16 protein-coding genes are annotated in these 21,063 nt (G+C 58.1%); 9 read left to right on the top strand and 7 right to left on the bottom strand.

Annotation, left to right across the window (positions count from 1 at the left end; translation table 11 throughout):
* Positions 1-39: 39 nt before the first annotated feature.
* Positions 40-2,415 carry a type IV secretory system conjugative DNA transfer family protein gene (locus B9A97_RS25345; RefSeq protein WP_084368616.1) on the bottom strand — a complete coding sequence of 792 codons (2,376 nt, stop codon included), beginning with the start codon at positions 2,413-2,415 and terminating at the stop codon, positions 40-42.
* 4 nt (positions 2,416-2,419) lie between these two features.
* Positions 2,420-3,727 (bottom strand): hypothetical protein, encoded by a 1,308-nt coding sequence (locus B9A97_RS25340; RefSeq protein ID WP_084368615.1) that lies wholly within the window; start codon positions 3,725-3,727, stop codon positions 2,420-2,422.
* A gap of 549 nt (positions 3,728-4,276) precedes the next feature.
* Between B9A97_RS25340 and B9A97_RS25330 the strand changes: the two genes are divergently transcribed.
* From B9A97_RS25330 to B9A97_RS25310, 5 genes are all read left to right on the top strand, one after another.
* Positions 4,277-5,077 (top strand): hypothetical protein, encoded by an 801-nt coding sequence (locus B9A97_RS25330; protein ID WP_084368613.1) that lies wholly within the window; start codon positions 4,277-4,279, stop codon positions 5,075-5,077.
* A 49-nt stretch (positions 5,078-5,126) separates the two neighbouring features.
* Positions 5,127-5,600 carry a hypothetical protein gene (locus B9A97_RS25325; protein WP_084368612.1) on the top strand — a complete coding sequence of 158 codons (474 nt, stop codon included), beginning with the start codon at positions 5,127-5,129 and terminating at the stop codon, positions 5,598-5,600.
* A 68-nt stretch (positions 5,601-5,668) separates the two neighbouring features.
* Positions 5,669-6,502: a hypothetical protein gene (locus B9A97_RS25320; RefSeq protein ID WP_084368611.1), complete on the top strand. Its 834-nt coding sequence runs from the start codon at positions 5,669-5,671 to the stop codon at positions 6,500-6,502.
* The gene (locus B9A97_RS25315) at positions 6,502-6,819 is read left to right on the top strand and encodes a hypothetical protein (protein ID WP_084368610.1); all 318 of its coding nucleotides are present in this window, start codon (positions 6,502-6,504) and stop codon (positions 6,817-6,819) included. The genes B9A97_RS25320 and B9A97_RS25315 overlap by 1 nt, the downstream gene beginning before the upstream one ends.
* Positions 6,803-7,591, top strand: a complete 789-nt coding sequence (locus tag B9A97_RS25310) for a hypothetical protein (protein ID WP_143530712.1) — start codon at positions 6,803-6,805, stop codon at positions 7,589-7,591. The genes B9A97_RS25315 and B9A97_RS25310 overlap by 17 nt, the downstream gene beginning before the upstream one ends.
* Before the next feature lie 100 nt (positions 7,592-7,691).
* Here B9A97_RS25310 and mobF read toward each other — a convergent pair whose 3' ends face one another.
* Positions 7,692-12,947: a MobF family relaxase gene (gene mobF / locus B9A97_RS25305; RefSeq protein WP_084368608.1), complete on the bottom strand. Its 5,256-nt coding sequence runs from the start codon at positions 12,945-12,947 to the stop codon at positions 7,692-7,694.
* Positions 12,947-13,411 carry a DUF2397 family protein gene (locus B9A97_RS25300; RefSeq protein ID WP_084368607.1) on the bottom strand — a complete coding sequence of 155 codons (465 nt, stop codon included), beginning with the start codon at positions 13,409-13,411 and terminating at the stop codon, positions 12,947-12,949. The genes mobF and B9A97_RS25300 overlap by 1 nt, the downstream gene beginning before the upstream one ends.
* Positions 13,412-13,870: 459 nt before the next feature.
* Here B9A97_RS25300 and B9A97_RS25295 point away from each other — a divergent pair, with 459 nt between their 5' ends.
* The 4 genes from B9A97_RS25295 to B9A97_RS25280 all read left to right on the top strand — a co-directional run bounded on the left by B9A97_RS25295 (position 13,871) and on the right by B9A97_RS25280 (position 16,687).
* On the top strand, positions 13,871-14,437 hold the full coding sequence (locus tag B9A97_RS25295) for a hypothetical protein (protein ID WP_084368606.1): 567 nt from the start codon (positions 13,871-13,873) through the stop codon (positions 14,435-14,437).
* Positions 14,438-14,465: 28 nt separating this feature from the next.
* Positions 14,466-15,332 carry a hypothetical protein gene (locus B9A97_RS25290; protein WP_084368605.1) on the top strand — a complete coding sequence of 289 codons (867 nt, stop codon included), beginning with the start codon at positions 14,466-14,468 and terminating at the stop codon, positions 15,330-15,332.
* Positions 15,333-15,355: 23 nt separating this feature from the next.
* On the top strand, positions 15,356-16,228 hold the full coding sequence (locus B9A97_RS25285) for a hypothetical protein (RefSeq protein ID WP_084368604.1): 873 nt from the start codon (positions 15,356-15,358) through the stop codon (positions 16,226-16,228).
* A 78-nt stretch (positions 16,229-16,306) separates the two neighbouring features.
* On the top strand, positions 16,307-16,687 hold the full coding sequence (locus tag B9A97_RS25280) for a hypothetical protein (protein WP_143530711.1): 381 nt from the start codon (positions 16,307-16,309) through the stop codon (positions 16,685-16,687).
* Here B9A97_RS25280 and B9A97_RS25275 read toward each other — a convergent pair whose 3' ends face one another.
* From B9A97_RS25275 to B9A97_RS25265, 3 genes are all read right to left on the bottom strand, one after another.
* A complete protein-coding gene (locus B9A97_RS25275; protein WP_143530710.1) occupies positions 16,688-17,035 on the bottom strand; it encodes a helix-turn-helix domain-containing protein in 348 nt (115 codons plus the stop codon).
* Between the two features lie 78 nt (positions 17,036-17,113).
* Positions 17,114-18,052 (bottom strand): hypothetical protein, encoded by a 939-nt coding sequence (locus B9A97_RS25270; protein WP_143530709.1) that lies wholly within the window; start codon positions 18,050-18,052, stop codon positions 17,114-17,116.
* A 221-nt stretch (positions 18,053-18,273) separates the two neighbouring features.
* Positions 18,274-20,751, bottom strand: coding sequence for a DEAD/DEAH box helicase family protein (locus B9A97_RS25265; RefSeq protein ID WP_179145397.1), 2,478 nt, complete (start codon positions 20,749-20,751; stop codon positions 18,274-18,276).
* Between the last annotated feature and the right edge of the window lie 312 nt (positions 20,752-21,063).

Genomic DNA, 21,063 nt, shown 5'->3' with positions numbered 1-21,063 from the left:
GGGGGCCGCAGCCCCCTTGCCGATTCATGAACCCCACGCTCACTGCGGCGTCGAATTGATGCGCAGATCGATCATGTCGACGCGGGTCGAATTGGCGCGGCGGATCATCGCCATCGCGTAGCCCGAACCAGTCTGAAGATCGCTCTGGCGGATCTTCGGCTGGAACTGGTGCATAACCGTTTCCCCTTCGAAGCCGTTCTGACCTTCCTGCATGTAGGTCTGGACACCCCGCTTCTTGCCCAGGACTTTCCGGAGAGCATCCTTGGGGGCGCGCATGATGGCACCGCCCCATCCGTCTTCGACCTGATCGGTCACGGGGACGAACATCGATGGAATGATGCCGTCGAGGGTTTCCATCTCGGCCAACTCGCTGTCATTCCCGATCAGCAATTCACGAGCGGCCTGTGTCGAATAGAACCGCGGATCCGGCTGCCATGACCATGGCAACTGACCGGAGGTTTCCTCGGCCCACTTGATCGTCTCCTTCTCATCGTTTTCCAAGATGATCTTGGTGTTCATCTGAGACAGGAAGTTGGCTGTCGCCGTGTCGCCCATCTTCAGCCGGAGGGCCGAAATGTTCTGGGTCGCGCAGATCAAATATAGCCCGGTCTGGCGATTTTTGTTCCACGCCTCAACGTCGCTTTGCTCTCCAACCGTCGTGCAAAGCATCTGGAATTCGTCGGCAAATAGTGCGCAGCTCGACTGGCTGCAGACTTCCTTGCCTTCCTTTTCAAGGCGACGAGCTGCCAACAGCATCAGGCGGGTCTTGAGCCATGTCGCGATCAGCTTGCCGACGACACCCAGTTCCGACGAGGAGCCGATAGCGATCATGATAATTCCGCCACGCAGGGCATGATCGACATCGATCGCCTGTTCAACAGAACCTGAGCAGAAGCGATCGACGACCGTGCGGGATGCACGGAGCTTGCCGAGAACAGCAGAGACATTGCCTACAATACCATCGCGCTGTCCGGGAGACATGACGAGGAACGTGTTCAGGAACCAACTGGCTGCCTCTCTCGCAGCGGCGAAGGCTTCCCTACCTGGACCGTCGGCTTCAGGGATGCCTTCGATAACACCGGGAACTCCGTCCAAGATTTCCATGCCGACCTTGTAGAACAGCTCTACAGCTTTCTTCGAGAACTTCGGCTGGGTAGCGATCTGATAGATCGTCATGAGCGAATATGGTCGCACCTTTGCGAAAGCGAGCCATTCCTTGACCGCGCCCGGATGACGCTCGAGCATGAGCGCAATCTGAGCGGAGTAGCAGATGCAGTCCGATGCAGACACCTTCCAGAATGGGTCCTTTGCTGCCGCGCCCGGGCCGGAGATCTGGCTATCGACGGATTCGAACATGGCAGACACTTCCAGAGGCGACATGCCATGGATCAAGTCGATGCCATGCTGATTCTCATCAGTTCCGATCACAAAAACCTCGCTCTTGCGGTGTTCGACCAGCGGAAGCAAATCGCGCCACAGGGTCGCCTTACCATCGGTGACGTAAGCGCCGGATTTGTGCTTTCCCCACACATCCGACATGAGTGCCTTGAACGTCGGCACGAACACGAGCGAGGTCTTGCCCGAACCTGTTTTGCCAGAAATATAGGTTCCTTGACGAAGGCTCTCCGCGTCCATGCACATGAGCTGACCGGGCTTCGGTGCCAGGTTGTCACCGCGAGCGTCAGTGATGCCCAACGCAGTTCCAATCCCGAACAATGGCTGGTCAGCGATCCGGAGCGCCTCCGCAATCGTCCCCTTATAGGCAGCATAGTCCTTGATGCGCTCGGCCACATGCTGTTTCCAGAAGTGCTGCGTATCAGACGACGGATAGCGATACGGCAGGGCCAGCTTGCGCCACATGCGATCCATGTAGCTGTTGAACGCCCACCACCAGATCACAGGGAAGAGGAGTAGAAGAGGAACAAGCATGGCGGCCGACTTGCTGAGCCCACCGAGCAAGCCGCCGACGCGCTCAATGATGGTCAGCAGATACCAGGATGCGACCGGAAGCCATGCGCCATTGTCGGCAGCCCATGCCGGATATGGGGTGCGCCCATCGAAAGCGACGTCGAAACCACCACTCGACATGAAGATGACGACGGCGGCGATAACTCCGCTGATCCAGAGAGCCTTCCTGCCGGACTGGACCAGCATCGTCTTCACGAGCTCGTCGGTGACCCGCTGTTTCGCCAGCTCGGCAGGCATGTCACCATTGGGCAGACGACCGTCCCATGTAATGCGGCGCTTGATGTCCTCGGGGATATCCATCCACATCGTCTGATAATGCTCAGGCGGGTACTTCGCGCGACCATACTCGACCAGATCGCCGCGGAGCAGCGGATCCGCACTCGAAGCGAAAACACGGTCGTTCCAGTCCAGAACCTTGGCGGCGAGCTTGTTGATGAACTTGACCATCGGGTTACTCCTTCGTCTCGGCGGCCAGGATCGGCATGATGCTATCAAGCACGCGGCGAGCGTTGCCATTCATAGGCTGGTTCGGGGTCGTGAGGTTCTGGCATCCGGCAGCCGGATCGAACGGGCCAAGGACCACTGCGCAGTTGCGAGGGGCGACGAGCGTGATGGACCACTGGCCCTCGACGTGGGCTACGATGGTAACCGGGTCATCGCCTTCCGGGATTACGACAATACCGTTAGGTAGTTCCTTGGCGTTGTCGCGGATGGCCTTCTCGGGGCGGGTGATCATCGGCTGGGTATCCAGCTTCGGGACTTCCTCCCAGCTTCCCGCATCATTGGAATGCTTGGCCAAATCCAACTGGACGGAACCGATGAGACTGTTGAGTTTCGATACCGTCAGGCCACCCTTCGGGGCATGATCTCCAAGCCAGCGATATTCAGGCCCGGAACGGAGACCGCCACCCAGATCGAAGTATGTGTCGCGGTCATAGGTCAGCATTGCGGCAATGTCCCGCATACCACCGGAACCGAAACCTGACAGAGCCGTCGAAATCGATCCGAGAATGACCGCGCCGACCACGACGAGAGCGACGTAGCCACCCGCCAACCAGAGGATCGGCCTGCTCTCCCCTCCTCGAATGCTATTGCGGATGTGGTGGGCAATCCAGATGATGGAGCCAACCGCAAACAGAACCTTCGCCCCGGTAATGATCCATGCTGCAGTTCCGTGAGGATTGGCTGAGCTCCCCATCCAGAGATACAACAGGAAGCCGCCGACCACGAGCCCACCGACCAAAACGGTCGTGCCGTCCATTTGCTGACCGCCAGCTCGCAGCAGTGCAAACGTAGCGACTGCTCCGACAAGCCAGAACGGCATGAAAAGGACGAAGAGTTTCACGCCCCCTGCTCCCGCACCGCTTCCTGACGACAGGCGCATTCCGCCCATCATTGGCGAAACGATGAGAACGAACGAAACCAATGCGATGATGATGCTCGGCCAGAAGACCTTCTCTGAGAGAACGAAGAAACGCTCGAGATGAACATGGCCTCGGGTGGCGACCTGAGCAATATCCCAGTTAGGATCGATCCGGTCTGCGGCAGGAGTGGGTAACGCTGGCACCTTCTCCTCGAGGATCGGCTGCAGCGGCATCTTGCGCTTTTCAGTGTCCGGCACAGCTACGGCTTCAACGGTCGCAGTTTCTGCAGCCGGAGCATCTACCTGGGCGGCGGTCGGAACGGTGGTGGGCGAGACTTCGGTGATTTCACCTGTCTCGGGATCGATATGCTCGTCCATGGCGACGTGCTGATTCATTTCGTGCCTTCGATTTCTGCGAGAAAGGCGGCTTCATGCTGCTCGATCAGTTTTCGGATAACGTCACTGACGGAAGCCGTCGGCATGTCCCCTCGCATCATGCGAGCGGCTGCGACCCTTTTCAGGAGACGGCTTTGTTCCTCTGTCAGGAGTAAGCTGGTGGTGGTGAGCCTCTTGGACGGCATTGGTTGATTGCCCTATTGCGCCATTACCCAAGCACGTCATTACCCACGAGCCCAGGCCTTTGCGATCGATGCCAAGACTTATCGATCGTGAGGTTTTCAACCTGTAAACCGGACAACCTGACCGTGATTCAAAATGAACCATTGGTTACCTAGTCACCTGCCCCACATGCAATTTCGGAAACTGAGACAGGGGGCGACACCACTCGGACAGTCCCTACGACAGTCCGGGTGACACCCCTTCCCTTCTGCCCTCTGTTCCGGTTATGGACGCGACAGTTCCTCACTGAGGAAGTAGGAAAAGAGGTGGTGTTGCTGCGGCTCCGTCGCAGGGACAGTCCATGCGACAATCCCGAAGGATGATGACATGATTACCATGGAGACCGCGCAGCAGTGGGCTGCTGCTATTCAAGCTGACCCCCGGCTCACCGGATGGATCGAAGAAGCGGAAGCGGCTTACAAACTGCACATCGTCCGGTCAGAAGATCGAGAATGGTCCGCCAAGGTGGGCAATGGAAACGCTTTGATTAGTATGGCGGTCACCGAACGCCCCCTGCCCTCCTTCGCGCATGAGATCCTGCACGTCTGTCTGTCGGCTCGCGGCTACAAGCATATCGTCGAGATCGCGAACGAGGACGAACACAAACGGGATGTCCTGCAGGCCATTGCTGGCTCGCTCGACAACGAGTTGCAGCACCATCGGATGTTCGATGAGTTTGTCGCGTCCGGTTTCGACGGCGGAGAGTTCTACCATGACGGCGACGATGTTTCACACAATGAGGTTCGACAGGCCGTCAGAGAACTGACCCCAGATCAGCATCCGACGGCTGCCTTCTTCCCTTGGCTCACTCTGCTGGCACCAGGTGGAAGCTGGCCTGATGACGAACGCGAGGACCTGACCCAGCTCCTGCAGGCGAACGTGTCCATGGACACATGGGACAAGCTGCAAGCGATCAAAGACCTAATCGAACGCTGGAAGCAACAGGCCTCGCTCGACCCAACGGACACCGTAGCGGCTATCATCGAGACGTTGGGCGATTTCGATAACAGCTTCGTCAGCGAGCGGAACGCCTATCCAGTCGGTGCCTTCATCCCGCAAGGCCTGACGCAGGAAGAGTTCGAGGCCCACGCCAAGGCGGCCTACGAAGCCCAACATGGTAAACAGTGATTAACCATGTCCGAGTACAGTCCCTATGACTTTACCGGAGACATGTCCCATGAGCGTCGAGAGCCTCACATACAAGGAACTGGCCGACCGCCTCGGTTGCAAGCTGGAATCCGCTCGCAAGATGGTTCAGCGGAAGAAGTGGCAGCGGGTCACCGGAAACGATGGGACTGTCCGCATCCAAGTTCCCATGGAAGAGCTGCCGTCCCGAGACATGTCCGAGGACAAACCACAAGAGAAGCTGGTTCCCGAGATCCTGCTGAAGGCTCTCGAGGTCCAGATCGACGGCCTCAAGGAGATCGTCGAGAGCGAACGCAAGCGAGCAGACACCGAGGCCGCTCGCGCGGATGCGGAAGCCAAGCGCGCCGAGGCTGAACACGGCAGGGCGAATGCGGAAGGGAAGCGAGCAGATGCGGCTGAGACCGACCGGGACGAATGGCGCGAGCTTTTCAAGTCCGTCCAGAAGGCCAGCAACGATGGCGTTACAGAGCCGAAGCCGGGCCTCCTGAAACGCATGTTCGGCTGACCTCTGTCATATGGACAGTCCCCCGGACCATCCCTAAGACTGTCGCTGGGCAGTAGAGGGACAAGGGCATGGTCAAGAAGTTCGGGATCTATGTCGCCATTGCAGCAGCATGGGGCGTCGCTTACGCGGCAAAGGAGGTCTTCGGGATCTCCGATACCTGGATGACGATCAGCGTGATCGCAGTTATCGGGATCATCGCCCTTGTTCATTTTGAAAGCCGCCTGCAGAAACTCGAAGAGCGCGTCCTCCACAAGGACTATTCCGGCATCATCTCCCAGCTCGAGGGGGAGAGACATGTCCCGAGACAGGATCCTCCGGCAAGTCTGGTCGCGGGCGGCGCAATCGCGTCATGGATCAGACCACAGCACCAGATCCTCTTTGAAGACTTCAGGTGGTTCGCCGCCATCCTCAATCGGCACCTGGGGGAGACTTGGGCGATCGAGGAGCTGCCGGACACGAACGCTCGAGGCTACGACAGCCCTGATATCGGACGGCAATATCGGATCTGGTTCAACGCCTGCAGTGTCGGCCGCTTCCAGGTCACGGTCGGGGCAGGGCTCCTGTCTCAGGACAAGTCCGCGGACAGGCGGTCGGCTCGGCTCGAGCTTGAGCTGAACTATTTGCGTTTCATCCCATATCAGGAGGCGCGCGGTCTGCTCTACGAGATGGCGCTCATGATAGGCAGCTTCGACAGGGGCAACCCGGAGGCCTCCCGTGCGAAAGCGCAGGCGCTCGCTGCAGATGCCCTCGGCGGTTATCTATGGGAGGCAGTGCGGACACCGGAGGTCGATCAATCCTTCGACTTCATCGTCGAAGGTTCCTACGACCTGGTGCGGGACCAGACCGATCACTGGGTCAAGCACAGCTTCGATCCGATGGCGAACGGCGGCGACAGGGACTGATGGCACAAGAACTCGACGACCACCTCAAAGCGGTGAAAGCGGAGGCGAAGAAGCGGGAGCGCGACAACGTAGTGAACACGTCGATCTCCGCGCTGATCGGAGCTGGCCTCGCATACTGGGCGTGGTCGACGATTGCCCATGCCGCATTCGGGTTCGCGCTGTTCTTCGCGATCTCAGCCATCGGCAACAGAGTAACCGATGAGCTGTTCAGGGCACGAACGCAGCAGAAGACGCGCGAGATCATGGATCGGGAAGAGCGGCAGTCCCAGGACAGTCCATACGACGTAGAAAGGGGGAAAGGTGCGAAGCTACCGTAATCAGAAGCCGAAGCGAGCCACCGAGGATCATTGGTGGGAGCGATTTGCCGTCATGGTGTCAGCGTTCGCACTTTGCGTCTCGGTGATCGCAACCGGAATTTCAGTTTGGCAAACGTTCCTGATCCAGGAGCAGGTCAATGCAAGCGACCGGAATAGATCATATGAAAGCATCATCACGAAAACGGAGACTCTTTGCACTGCGTTAGCGCAGGGCGCTCCGGCCAGAGCGAGAGCATCTTTCAGCGGCGATTCCTCGAAGATGGTCCTAGCTTTCGACCGCGACGCGCTTGATCCACAAATCTTCACGTCCGACTTTCGGAAGCCACTCAATGCCGCATTTCGCGATCTCGATACAACCTTGATCACAACAAGGTTGTGGGTGTCTGGACCGCAAAAAGACACATACGACGAAACAGTCCAATGGCTGCGGCACCTGTTCTATTCCTTCGACGGCGATTTCAGAGCCGACACGGAGTATTACAGAGACCTATTCACAAGCGGATACGCATTGGCAGATTACGCTTGCAACAACTACGCCACTGATACGACTGTCCGTTCATTTCTCGCCTCTTGGCTCTTAACAGGCAGCTTGCCACCCGAAGCAAATTGGCTCGGACAGTCCGATGGAAAAGGAATCTTACCAGTCCTGCTGACGAAAGAAGAACTGAGCAATCTCAGTGACGAAGAGGTCATAGCCAAGGCCATCGAGCAGGCGAAGATGTCGCCGCCGGACACTGAAGAGGATGTGATCATCATCATTCCACAAGAATAAGGGCATCTGAAAAGGCGAAAAACCCGCACACGGCGGGTTCTCCTTCGCCGATCGCTGGCCTTGCTACAAGGATGGCAGACTTGTAGCAACAGAGCAGGGGTCACATGCTGAGGTCGTAGCCACGCCGTCTGCGCTCTTCCTCTGATGCGTCCGGAACAACCGGGGCGCTGACTTCGGCTACCGGATCCGGCTGAGGCTGGGGTTCCGGCTCGCGGGCAGGGGCTGGCTCCGATTTCGGCGCCTGCTCAGGCTGCTGCTGGTTGGTTGGATCCCGGCGCTCCTGCTGCTGAGCTTCCTGCTCCTCCACCCTGAACTCGGCCGACTTGTCCTCGGACGTGTCCTTGGACTTGTCCTGAGACATCTCAAGCTGAGAATTCATCTGAGCTTCGATCTCCTGAACCTTGACCGTCTGAAGCATAGAGGCCGAGACGCGCTCCTCGATCTCAGCGTTCGGGTTGCCCTCCCTGATAGCCATCCTCATGTGCGCGGCGGCCTGCTCGACCAGGACGGCCTCCCTCTGATCTTTCAGAAGAGTCCCTTCCTGCACGAAGTTCCACTTCGCCTCCGGATGCTGCTCGGCGGCCTGTTTCAGGATGAGCGACTGCTCCTTTGTCAGCTTGCGATCGACCCCCAGCTCGGCAATGAGCAGGGCGGCATTCTCCGGGCGACCATCTTTCTCGAACGCCTGCATGACTTCGACGGCGTGCTGGCCGGAGTAGAAGACAGAAGGAGCCTTCTCGTTGCCCATGCGGATCATGCCGCCGCGGCTGTCCAGGCTTTCAACCTTGCGGAAGGGCAGGGAGGTCGACGCATCGATCTCGTCACCGTACCGGGCAAATCCGGTCATGAAGTTGTCGCGGTCGCGCAGCGCGAAGATCACGCCGCCAGCATTCTTGCCGTCGATGCCCTTCTGCTCGAGGTGCATGTCCTGCTGGAACGCGAACTGGGTCTCCGGAGAGACACCCTGCCGACGAAGGTAGCCATTGTTGCCGGGAACGGTTTCAGTCCAGACGGCATCGATCTGCTCGCGGGTGCGGGTGGCTTCCATCTCCTTCTGCACCTGCTCGGCCCAGTCCTTGGCGACCTCAGGATGATAGGCCGTGATCTCCGCGTTCGGATTGCCGTCGCGGATCGCTTGGAAGGCCTTCTCCTGGATAACGTCCGCAGGCCTGATCCCGCGAGCGTTCACTTCGTCATTCTGGCCAGCCCAGACCCATTTCGCATCAGGATGCTTCTTTGCCAGCTCGTAGTAATCGGCCTCAATGCTATCGCCCATGTTGCCGAGAGTGGCAGTGACCATCGCCTTTTCAGGATGCCCCTGCTTCTGGTAGAGCGCAGCAACGTCGAGAGCCGCTTCCCCGGTGTAGATGACCTTCGGGTCAGTCATCTCACCAGCGCGCCATAGGTGCTTCTCGCTACCATCAGCAGCGAAAAAGAAGCTCTTGCCTTTCGTGATCGGGGTCGGCGGCCCCTTACGTCCGAGACCAGTCAGCTCGCCCTGGTGGTCACTCATCGGGAACATGATTCCGCCGGGGTTCTGAGTAGGCATCGGCCCACGGCCCTTCGGCTCGTTGTGGAACCAGCCGAGCTTCTGCTGAGTGAACTCAGTGATACCTCGCTTCATGGCATAGACCGACTTGCCAACGGTCGATGACTGCAGCCATTCCTTCATCTGCTGGAACTTCGACGGCTCGGCCTTGGCGGTCGCCTCTCGCTCAGCCAGCAGTCGCTCATGACGCTGGATCCGGGTCTCTTCGACCTTCGTCTCCTTGGAGTAGGAAGAACGGGGCAGGGTCTTATCGCGAAGATCCAGCTCATCGCGCAGGGTCTCGCAGGCGGATTTGAAGTCTCCGCCGTCACGCCACATCACGAAGTGCCGGATGTCACCCTTGGCGGATCCATCACGCATGAAGAAGCCCCAGTGGCCTGTCTTCGCCTGAGACACGACGCAACCTTGTCCCTTGCCGAACGTCAGGGAGTATTCGGTGCCCCCCGCAAATCGGCCGGAAGCATTTCGACCCAGCTCTGGATTCTTCATGTCCTTGGAGTAGCTCGCACCGTTCCGGAGCATGTAGTCGCGGAGATCCTCCTTGACCATCTTATCGGATTCATCCTGCAGGCGCTGCTTGAACTCGGCCTGTGCCTGGATGCGAGCAGCGGCAGCCTTCTGAGTGCCAGGCATCGGACGGTTCGGCTTGGGCATCTCTCTACGATCGGAGCTGGTAGCGCGCTCCTGCATCCTCTGCTGAAGGATGTCGCCAGCCGTCTTGTTATTCGTCTGGGCATCGGCCTTAGGCTCAACCTTGGCACCGAACTGACCGAGACCACGCACACGACTACGGCCGATGGCAGGAGTAGCCTGCGCTTCAACCTTAGTTTCGACCTTGTTTTCCGTATGCGCTTTTGTCTCGTTTTCTACCTTCGAAACCACCTTGTTATCCTCCTTGGAAACCGTCATGGCCCAAGCTACGGGATCAGCTTGAAAGTCAGAAACATTCTTCTTCGCTTCGTCCTGCTCCATCTCCTTGATAAGCTCCTTGCGGACCTCCTCATCTGAGATCTCGGCATCCGGCTCCGGATCATCTTCCTTGGTGGCTCCGGTGTCCTTCGCCATCGAGACTTCAGAACCGCCACGCGCTGCGATCTTGTCATGGATACGGCTAGCATCGCAAATCAGCTCGAAACCGAGACGCTGCCTGGTCATACCGACAAGCGAGGTCTGGATGCCCATGCCGACGGAATTGACCATCGTGGAATAGTCGCATGTCATGCCCTGCGCGGCGTAGATCGTCATGGCATAGGCGAGGGCAATGTGCGGGATCCGCTTGCCCGTGTCCTTGTCAACGCTGGTCTCGTTGTACTGGTTCGTGAGGTCGGACGGCACGCCTTCCCAGATGAAGCCGTTCTCGAACTCGATCTTGAGCCACGCTTCTCCTCCATCTACTCCCGGCCGCGTCTCGCGCACTGTTCCGAAGCTGTTGTTCGGCAGCTTGTCGGAACCGATTTTGATGTTGTCGCCCAGAATGATCCGGTCGCCAGCCGACAGCTCGATCTCTGTCTCATATGGATCCTGACCTCGGCTCATGGCAGCGAGCTTCACGCTCTGCGATGCCAGTTCGCCACGCTCGATCTTGCCGTCACGGATACGATCATTGATCTCCCGAACTTCGGCATTCGTCCTCGCGATGATGACGTGGCTCTTGCCGGGATGCTCGCCTGTCACCTTGAAATGACGGGCAACTGTGCGGTCAATCATGTCCTCGTAGGACAGGGCGAGGGTGATGCAGCCAGCCTGATTGTAGATATCGATGGCCTTCGCGACATCCTTGCGAACGAGCGCCTTGCTCGCTTCCAGCATCCAAGGGACGGTCTTCTGGCGGGAAATCTCGGTCATGATGCGGTAGTCGACGACATGCATCATCGATCTCATCGTAGCCCCAAATGGGACTGGCTGAATCTGGTCGTCGTCACCGAGACCGCGGAAGCGAGCTCCGGCCGCTTTTACGAGGGCCATGAGTTTCTCACCCTCTTCAAGGCCAACCATGCCGAACTCATCGCAAAGGACGACATCGTTCGGGCCAAGCGTCGTGCGACCAGACTGAACATCATGGATGAAGCCGAACACCGACCGGGTGTGCTCTGCCTCGATGTGGGCATCGTCCTTGAGAACGATGGATGCGCGGTTGGTCGGAGCCACACCGAAGACACGGCGGCCGACGGCGCGCTCCGTTTTAACGTAACCCTCCATTGCGGCCGACTTCCCAGCGCCCGGAGGGCCTTTCGCGATGGCGATCTGATCGTCGCCTGCGAAATACTCAATGACCTCCGCCTGGTCAGCGCGGTACACAAACGCTTCACCAGTCGCAGACGACACGGCACCCTTGACGAGAATGTCAGCAACGATATCGTAAGGAACACCAGCAGGAGCGCTCGGGTCGCGGAGCATCTCCATGGTCATGTTCATCAGAGAGCGTTCAAGCTCGACGATGTATGGAGTAGAGAAGACACGCTCGCGGCCGACCATGCCGACCTCGACGATCTTATCGCTGTTCTTCAACTCATCGAGCAGCCCGAGCGCCTCGTCGGCCCCACAAAACATCGACAGCTCTTCCAGGATGGCAGCATTGAGCTGTCGCTCCTCGAAGGTCGCAGAGTTATCCGTCAGGCTGGCGAAGGCCCGGTCACGGATCTCGTCCATATCGAAGCGGGGACGCTCCGCAGGAAGATCGATGCCCTGTTCCTTAGCCTCGGCAACTTTCTGAGCCCACTCGGCAGCCTGCTTCTCCTTCTTCAACTCGGCGGCCGACTTCATCCCTTCAAGCAGACTGAAGAGGTTGTGACCCTCGGCCTTCGCCTCCAAACCCCAACGCTTGATGAGCTGCTCGAGGGGAGGGAGTTCCGACTTCGAATTGCGGGTCTTCAGGACGATCGCCTGCATCAGGGCTGCAGTAGCCTCGCTCCGGCCATCCTTGCCGTATTCGTCCTTCAGGACTTCAAGCACTTTTTCCGACCGCTTGGAGAACGTCGTCAGCAGTTCCTTGACGAAGCCATCGACCTTGTAATTGTGCTTGTCCTTGGTGACGGTCAGGCCCAGCTCAGCCAGCCCGCGGATAACTTCGGCGTTGAAGACAGCGTTCACCGAGTAGATGTTCTTCATCAGGCGGTTGTTGTCGATGGTCCCGGTCGAGCCGTCTGGCTTACGTCCGGAGTTATAGACGACGTTGTGGAAGTGAACCTGGGGATCGCCTTCACGCGAGCTGAAGTGCATCCACTGAACACCGCTGATGTCAGCAGCCTTCATGCGGACGGTGACGTTCTCGCCAGTGACAGGATCCGGCTCAGTGACCCGAACCTCGAACAGGCCTTCGTCAAAGGCAAACTGCATCGCGCGGTCGTTAGCGACCTTCAAGATGGCCTGCAGCTTGTCGGAAAGATCCCGGCCGAACTTCGCCTCATTTCCGGACGCATTGATGGCTACGGATTCACTCTGGCCGATCATCACCGAAATTTCTTTCGGCGGTGCCATCATCAAATCGTATCCCTTCGAGGTCTTCTTCGCGTTGTTCTTGTGACGAACGCAAGCGCCTGTCTCCGGGTCAATACCGTCGGCATTTTTCATCACGTGAAAAGTCTGCGCGACCTCACCATGCTTCACGTTCGAGAACAGCGGCGTGGATCCCTTTGGCACCCAGTAGACACCAACAGCCTCGCGACCGGAAACCTTGTCGGACTTCGCATAGTAGGCGACGGATTCGTTGATGCGAGCGGTCAGGCCAGCCTCCGCCTCTTTCTTCGATTCCTCATTCCGATCGACGAAATACGAGAAGTCGGAAATGCGCTTACTCTTAGCAACCATTAGCGTTCCCAACCCATTGCATCATCACCTTCGACAGCCTTCGGAATAGAAGGGGAAGGGGCTTCATCGGGATGCTCGATATCGTCATCCATGACGGCCAGATCTCGCTTCGCTGATTCGGCGGCTGTCTCCATGTCGGCGGCATTCTCGGCCGCATAGAGGTCGGTGATGAAGTCTGCGACCCTCTTGATGAGATCATGGATCTTGCCGAACAGACCACGCATCTCGCGCATGTCGGCACGCATCTGATCAGTGGCATTCGCGGCCTGCTGAAGGCGGGCGAGGGGATCGACGTAGGCCTCCACAGCTTTCCTGATCAGAGCACCCCTAGTAATCCCCAAACGCTTGGCAGCGGCATCAACAAACTCAATGTCTGCTACCGACGCATTAAAGCGGAACTCAGCCGCCAACGGATCTGCTTCCTTGCGGGGTCTGCCCCCCTTGTTCTTCTTTTCGTCCGTCATCGGGCGTTTTCCTATTTTGGCTCCGTCCAAAATCCCCGGTGAAACGGGACTTTCGGAGGTTTTAACTCCGACACGAGCAGCAACGCAGTTGCGTCTCGTGTGAGAGAAGTTACCTTTTTAGCCTGCCAACCCTTAACGCAAGTGTAAAGAGGCCGTTGCGCTGATAAAAAACAAGGTAACTGACATTATGCAATCCTAGATGAAATCGTAGATGCTATCTGACCTCAATTCCATCATTCTTTCGGTGCCAACCGCCTGACAGTTGCGAAGCCGTTCAATCCGGGAGGCGGAGCCGATCAACTCATTTTCTGCCGTCCTGCGATCCTAGCTGATATCGTAGCTAGATACCTAGTTGACATCGTAGACGCTAGGCCTCATGCTTACCGTGACGCTTGACAATAGCGTCGCCAAGACACATTCCTATTCTCATACGAAGGAGTGACCCAAGGACAGAAGCCGATGACAACCAAAGACGACATCATAGACACGGGCAAGTTTGCTGCGGAGCTTAAATCGCTGGCGCAGACCGTGCTTGAAGAGAAGGCGAAAACTAAGCCGCCGACAAAGACGGAAATCATCGCATCAGATGAGGTCTGGAACGCCATCAAGGAAATGCAAGAAATCCATGGTATGACCCTAGCTGACATCGCTGCTGTTTTTCAGGCGAAAGGTGGTATCTGGTCGCAGCAGAATGCCAACAATCTTGGTAGCCTCATTAAGGAGGCGCGGATCCTGAGAGGCGAAGAGAGCGATGGCAAGAAGGGACGCAAGTCGAAGGTTGCAACGAAGCGAAGCCAGAAGGCAAGCTCGGAAGCAAGCCCGAAGACAAGCTCAAAGCCAAGTTCGGAACCTAGAGGAAATCCAACCCCGGCATCAGGAGGAGAGGGCGCAGCGCCAGCAGCTTCCGCAGGAAGCGCAAGCCAGCCCGGGTCAACCGATGCCAAGGTTGAAAGAAAACCAGCCGCCGAAGTCGGCACGACAGAAGCCCCGGTCAACCCGGCCTACATCAACCGCAAGCGGCTCTAACAGACAGAACGAAACAGGAGAGAAAATCATGGCGACTGCCACCAAGAAGACCGAACTGACTACCTCGACCTCGCCGGAGGCACTTCTGAAAACTCATGCCACCTCCGCCTCCCAGAAGGGTGGCGTTGGCAAGTCCTTCTGGGAGCGTGCCAAGATCGAGTTCCTCCGCGAGCGCGATGTTCCGATCGCTGCCTATGACATGGACGGCGGTACTGGCTCCGTTGCTCGCATCCTGGGCGAGCGCGATGAGCATGGCGAACTGAAGCCGACCGAGGATCAGGATCCGCTCAAGGGCGTGCGCTCCTACAACATCCACAAGAACCGTGGACGTGAAGCATTCGCGGATAGTTCGGCTCTGGAATACAAGCATATCCAGATCGACACCCCCGGTGGTGGTTTCGACGCGCTCTCCGACATCATGGACGGCGGCTCTAACAGCCTGCAGGGCCTCTACGAGGCGATCCTCAAGGAAGGCCGCAAGCCAATCATCGAACATATCATCACGCCGGAAGACGAGAGCGTTGAATCAGTTCGTCGTTACCTGGACGCGACTGAAGGCCTCCCGATCCAGCACATCGCCATCCTGAACATGCGCGATGCCGACGAGAAGTCCGACTTCGAGATGTGGTTCGGTTACACGGACCTCGAGACTGGCGAGAAGGTCGGCGGCAATGCTCGGGCCGAGTTCCTCGAGAATGGCGGCATTGAGATCGTCATGCCGAAGCTCGCTATCGGCGCTGCACTTCGCATGAAGCGCTATAACCTCACCTTCACCGCGGCTTCGCAGGATGCGCGTCTGACTGTCACCCAGCGCGGACAGGTTAGCCGTTGGCTGCGCGAAATGTGGAAGGAACTCCTCGGCAACAAGAAGTTCCTCGAAATCTACGGCATCTAAGAAACAGAAAGGAGGCAATGCCGATGGACACCGCACCCACTCTTACCCCCTTCGGCATTGCCGTCATCGACATGGGGCTGACCCCCTCTCAGCAGCAGCATATCCTCGCTCTTGCTGGAAGGTTGAAGATCTCGCAGACGGACAGCGATATTGTTCGCATCTGCACCTATGTCAAAACCGAAGGCACGATGCAGGCGACCTTGGAGAAGGTGGAAGCCTATCTTGCTGAGACTGCCGAGAAGATGGATGCGACTGCTTCACGGATCTCAGCCGACATCGAAGAGCGGACGAACACTCTGCTCTCCTCGGTATCGACCGAGATTGGGAACGCCATCCGGGAGAAGGTCGACAACCTGCCTGATGTCATCTCCAGCGCTGTCGATACCCATGTTCAGAAGCGTACCGATCTCATCATCGAGAAAACGGTCATCAAGACCAACAACGACCGGGATCGCCTAGAATACTTATCCGAACGCCGGAAGGATCGCCGTGAATACGGTATGATCCTCATCGGTGTCCTGGCATTGTCCATAGGACTGGTCGCGGTCACGCGCAGCGTCACATGGGATCAGGCAACCGCCATGAACGCTCGCCTCGAACAGATGGAGAAGCGACCTGATCTGTCTGTCTGGCTCGAATGGATGAAATACAACGATGCCCGCAAGCTGCAGGCAGCCTCCTGCGCCCCCGGCCAGCAGTTCACGGCCAACGGCCAGCAGAAGTGCCGTCCGGACATCGCCCTGACACCCGCCCTTCAGTCGGACAACGGTCTCGACGGTCTGGTTGGCATCTTCAGGGAAATTGAAGTGAAGCTCGGCACAATAGGTTCGTTCGGTCTCGGGGTTGCTGCGACATTGTTGACAATGTGGACGCGCCGGAGACTGAAGACGACCTGAGGCCGTTGCGTAATATCTGAAAAAGTCGGCCCTCCGGGCCGCCCCGAGTTTGGAGTAGAAAGGGAAGCAGCCATGTCCATGAAAGATCCAGCATTCAGCACTGCCCTCCAGCTCGCTGCCCTTAGCGTCGGTGTCGCATCCATCTTTCAGGGTGCCATGGACAAGCTGATGGAGATGCCCCAGCACGACGGCCGCTACTCTCAGCGGGAAGTGCAGGGCATTGTTGACACCGCGCACCATCTTGGCGAAGCCCTGAAGGAAATGATGAGCGAAGCCCTGATGGCCCATAACCGGGAAGAGAGCCATCTCGTCCAGATCGCAGGCCTCGAACACCGGATCGATACCCTGAAGGCACTCCTTGCCAACGAGGAAGCCAAGGTTGCCCAGCTTGAGGCCGCCCTGGATGACGCTGAAGGTGGCAGCTCGGCCGTCCGGATCTCGATCCCGAAGGCTGGCTGATCAGTCTTCCGTGGTGTCGTCTGGCTTCGGGCCGACATCACGCGGATAGACCCAGCCGCCATCCGGACCGTCTGGATCCGGGTTCTCCTTCAAATCTCTGCGCTCTCCGCCGATATATTCTCGAGGATTCCCTGCAAACTCGATCATGGCCTCTTTCCCGACAGGCTCGAGGCCATGTTCTATCGCTGCCATGATCCAGCCGATATGCGGCGGCAACTTCCGGGCTCCGGTTTCCCACCTCTTCACCGTCACCAGGTGATCGCCTGACTTGGCCGCAAACTGGGCCTGCGTCAGCCCCATGCGCTTGCGCCACGCCACGAAGAAGGCGGGATCCATTGTTTTAGCCATCGCAGTCCTCATGACGCAGAAAAGGGCGGTTTCCCGCCCTCATCTAACTCAATGTCGCTGAATCGACAAATGGCTACCTTATGCCTTCCGCTGCATCGGGACCGGGGGCCTGTACGCCGGAAGCTGCGACTGCGAGTATTCGCTGACCTCTTCCGGCTTGGCCACCCTCGGCCCGAAGAAGTTCATGACCTCCTGCTGGGCAGTCGATGCCACCTCCGGAGACTGTCCGGGGACAGTACCTGCGACATCAGGAGTGACAACGTTTGCTGCACCAGGGCGCTTCGCCAGTTTGGCGGCTGTGCGTTCGGCACGACGCTCGGAAACCGTCTTGTCCTTCGGAGCTTCCGGCTTCGGCACGGGAGCTGCCTCGGATGTCTTGGCGAGGTGATAGTAATCCGTCACCTTCTCCACTCCGACGATTGCCTTGTCTCCAGCCATGTGCGCCGCGATCTCGATGGCCGACTTACCCTTCAGGGACCAGAGATCCGTCGGCTGAAGGTTCTCGACCCATGCCTGCGCCTTGGGAGACATCGCCTGGAAGGCCGCCTCCTTCTGCGCCTTGTTCTCAGCGCCGACATACCGCTCGATCTGCTCTGGATCGTTCTTGATGTAAGCTGCCTTCAGCTTCGCCAGCTCAGCCGGGTTAGCGCTCTTCGCGGCATCAACCGCGCTTTTCGCATCCTTCTTCGTCACGTCGTTGGGTTGGATCGAACGACGATGGTCTCCCACCATGTGCTGATAGAGGTTTCGGGCCATCAGGGACACAGGGTTGTTCATAGCCATCCTGCCCATATCACGCCCGGCCAGCGCGAAATCCTGACCGATGTGGATAGCGGCCTGCGCCGTGTATCCAACCGCCTTGTCGACATCCTGCGCAACATGGATAGCTGCATCGCGGGTATAGTCCCACGCCGCGTCAGCCTGCTGCATCGTCCACTCCCAGCCGTCCAGGATGCCACCGTAGAACCCGTTCCAACCGTCCATCAATTTGCCCATGCCGGGGATACCCTGCAGCATCGACCCCATCTTCGCTCCGAAATTTGCAACTCCGGCCCTCAGCGCACTCAGCAATCTTCCCATGACTTGTTCCTCCTCTGTCGTCGGGTAGGGAGTATTCTTCTCCCTCTGATGACAAGAATCGCCGTCGGCGCAGCGTGGAACAAGCGAAAAATCGCCCTAAAAACGATAATTTTCAGACGGTTAGAAAGTCGAATTAATGTCACCTGCAATATCAGGTGTTATGCGGCAAGTCGAAACTGCATGCGTCGGCCCTTGTCCGGAACAATGCACTGCCAAGGCTGCTCTTCGGCCATGGACTGCGCCAGCGCCAGCGTCGCCGGGGACATGATCAGGACACCATTGAGGGCATCCCGACCATTTCTGACGATAGGAGTAGAAGGACGGAGGGCAGGGGTGTTGTCATTGGCCGCCTCGACCACCTCCGGCGCGGCTGGGGCGAGCATGGCAACAGAGAAATTGGCGGCATCAGGGTAGATCTTCGACACTTCAGCGATGATTTCGTCCGATTTGGCAGTACGACCCACCAGCAACCAGCCACTTCTCGTTCTACTCCTCGTATTGAGCTTACGGCTGTAGGTGACCCTCACCCAAACTCTTTCATTTCCCATATAGTCATAAATGGGTTGTGAAAGACTTTTCCCCGCGGCCTTGGCCAGCGCCGGAAGCGCGCGGCCCTCGAACGCCGGGAAGGCGCGCTCGTCGCGCTGGAAGGCAGCCAGCGTCACCGCGTTCGCGGTCGGGAACAGGCTCGGATAAGCGTCTGCCATGTCCTGAGCGTTCTCAGGGATCCAGCCGTTCATGCGGACCATCGTGAACCTGTCCGGCACGATGCTCTCCACACCCCAGAACCGGGCTGGCTGGATTGGCAGCGGTATCTTCGTCAAGATGATGACCTCGCACGGCGTATCGCGGTGGATCGGCCGGATTCGAGCGATGGCCTGCATGACCTCGGCTTCCCGGATCTGCTTCAGGACGCGGTGGCAGCGGTCGTCTGGATGATACGAGACATCGATCGTGCGTTCGTTGCCCAGCTTGTCGGAGACGATGGTCGCCCTGGTTGGGAACACGCGGTTGTCGCCCTTGATGAAGCGCGGCGGCTTCGGCGTGGCGAACCAGATGCCTTCGACGATCGCTTCAACGGCATCCACGGTCGGCTCGATGCGTCCGACGACGACGATGCCGACAGCCTTGTTCCAGCAGTCCTTGCCGCGGAGGTTTCCGAACCAAGCCATATCCATCGGCTGGCTGTCGAAGCTCTGGCGTTCGTGTTCGGGGAGATCCTTCTGATCGTTCTCGAAGTCCTCGCGGTAGCCATCGATGACGGACTTGTGGGAGACAAGGAGCGGCCTCTTCTTGGGATCTCCCTTGACGAGATGCGACAGGCGGTCGGCCATCTCGAGGGCGGTGTTGTAGGCATCGTCCTGGCGGCGTGTCGTCTTCATGGAAGCTGCCGAACCGACCCAGTTGGGGCACTGCACTGGCTCGATGTCGTCCCGCCACTCGGCTTCAATCTCAACGAAGTCGGCGCCTGGATAGAAGCGTTCGATGATGAGCTGATCGGCATCCGCGTCGATGATGACGGTCGCCACGTCTATGAAGCGAGGATCCTTGGACCAGCGCAGGCTGATGTAGTCGCGGATCTCGTCGCCCTTGGTCATGTGATTGAACAGCAGCCGGAGACCCATGATCAGGCCTTCGCGCTCTGCCACGACTTCGGGCGAGAGCTGGACCTGCAGGATTGACCAGAACCGGGCAAAGCCATAGGCCTCCTGAGCCTTGGCCTTCTGAATCCGCTCGGCCTTGATGTCGTCGTCCATGTCGGGGAAGACTGCCAACTTCTCGATGCGGCTGTATTCGAGCTTCTTCATGAAGCCGCAGAAATCGGACGTGATGCCCTCGTTGAGGAACTCTTCAATTGTCCATTGACGCTTCTCGACCTCGCACCTGGTCAGGATCCTCATGACCGTATCGATCCCGTTGTCGAGCTCGTATTGATCCATCTCACGGCGCAGTTCGAAATCGGCGTGGCTTTCGCCCTTCTTGCCCTTGTAGCTGTCTCCGAGGGCGCGCAGCTTCCTGAAGCGCTCGATCGGAACCAGTTTCTCGAATGTCATGGTCTGGTGGAAGCTCTCGTCGATGATGACGAGATCGATGCCCTTGAGGGCGTCCAGTTCGACGGACAGATACTGGTGGCTGGCGATGATGAGACCGGGCTGCTTCATCTCCCGGATCTGCTTCATGTAAGGGCAGGTGTCGAAGAATTTGCAGCGGACTTCCGTGCCGTCTTCCTTCGTATTCGAGCAGAGTGATTTGCTGACGCTCATCTGCAGCGCGGCAAGGCTCTCGGCCCAGTCGGAGAACGCGCACATCTTCTGCGACTTGTCATCCGGCCGGGGCTGGGAACGACCGCGAGCGACACGCGCATTCGCGATCCCGAACTCCTCGATAGCCTTCTTCTCTACTTCTTCGCACAGCTCCACCGACGGCGCGGAGAACAGGATCCGGAGATCTGGGTACTTCTTCAGCAGCTTCGCTGAAGCGGCAAGCATGGCAACCGTCTTCCCGGTTCCAGCGCCAGCCTTCAGTACGAGTCGGGGGATGTGTCCCTCTTTGCCTCGGGCGATCCACTTATGAACCTTGTCGAGCCATTCTCTGATGGTTTTGTTGAGCAGCGCCTTGGCCTGATGAACTGTCATCGGCTTTGCGTACTCGTGCCTCACTGGCACCGGGTAGGAATAGACTGCTCCTTCGAGCAGATGGTTCGCATACATCGTCGTCCTGTCTGACGACGGTAAAACCCTTTAAATCCCGCCACATTGACAAAAAATTTGTAATGTGTTGCAGCCTCGCCCTTGCTTATAAAAGGGCGGTCCGCTATATTCGAAATTGAGCGTGGGCAAGAGGTCCGTTGCAAGCGGATCCCATGTCAACAACTCTGGGTCTTACCGATCGGTCGCTAAATCTAGTCGGTAGGTGCTCTTTGCCTTCGCATCTAAATTTGAAGGGCC

It is taken from the genome of Rhizobium sp. RU36D (genome assembly GCF_900176345.1).
Taxonomy (GTDB): Bacteria; Pseudomonadota; Alphaproteobacteria; order Rhizobiales; family Rhizobiaceae; genus Allorhizobium.
The sequence above is the reverse complement of the archived record's forward strand: the minus strand, read 5'-3'. Positions and strand labels throughout refer to the sequence as shown.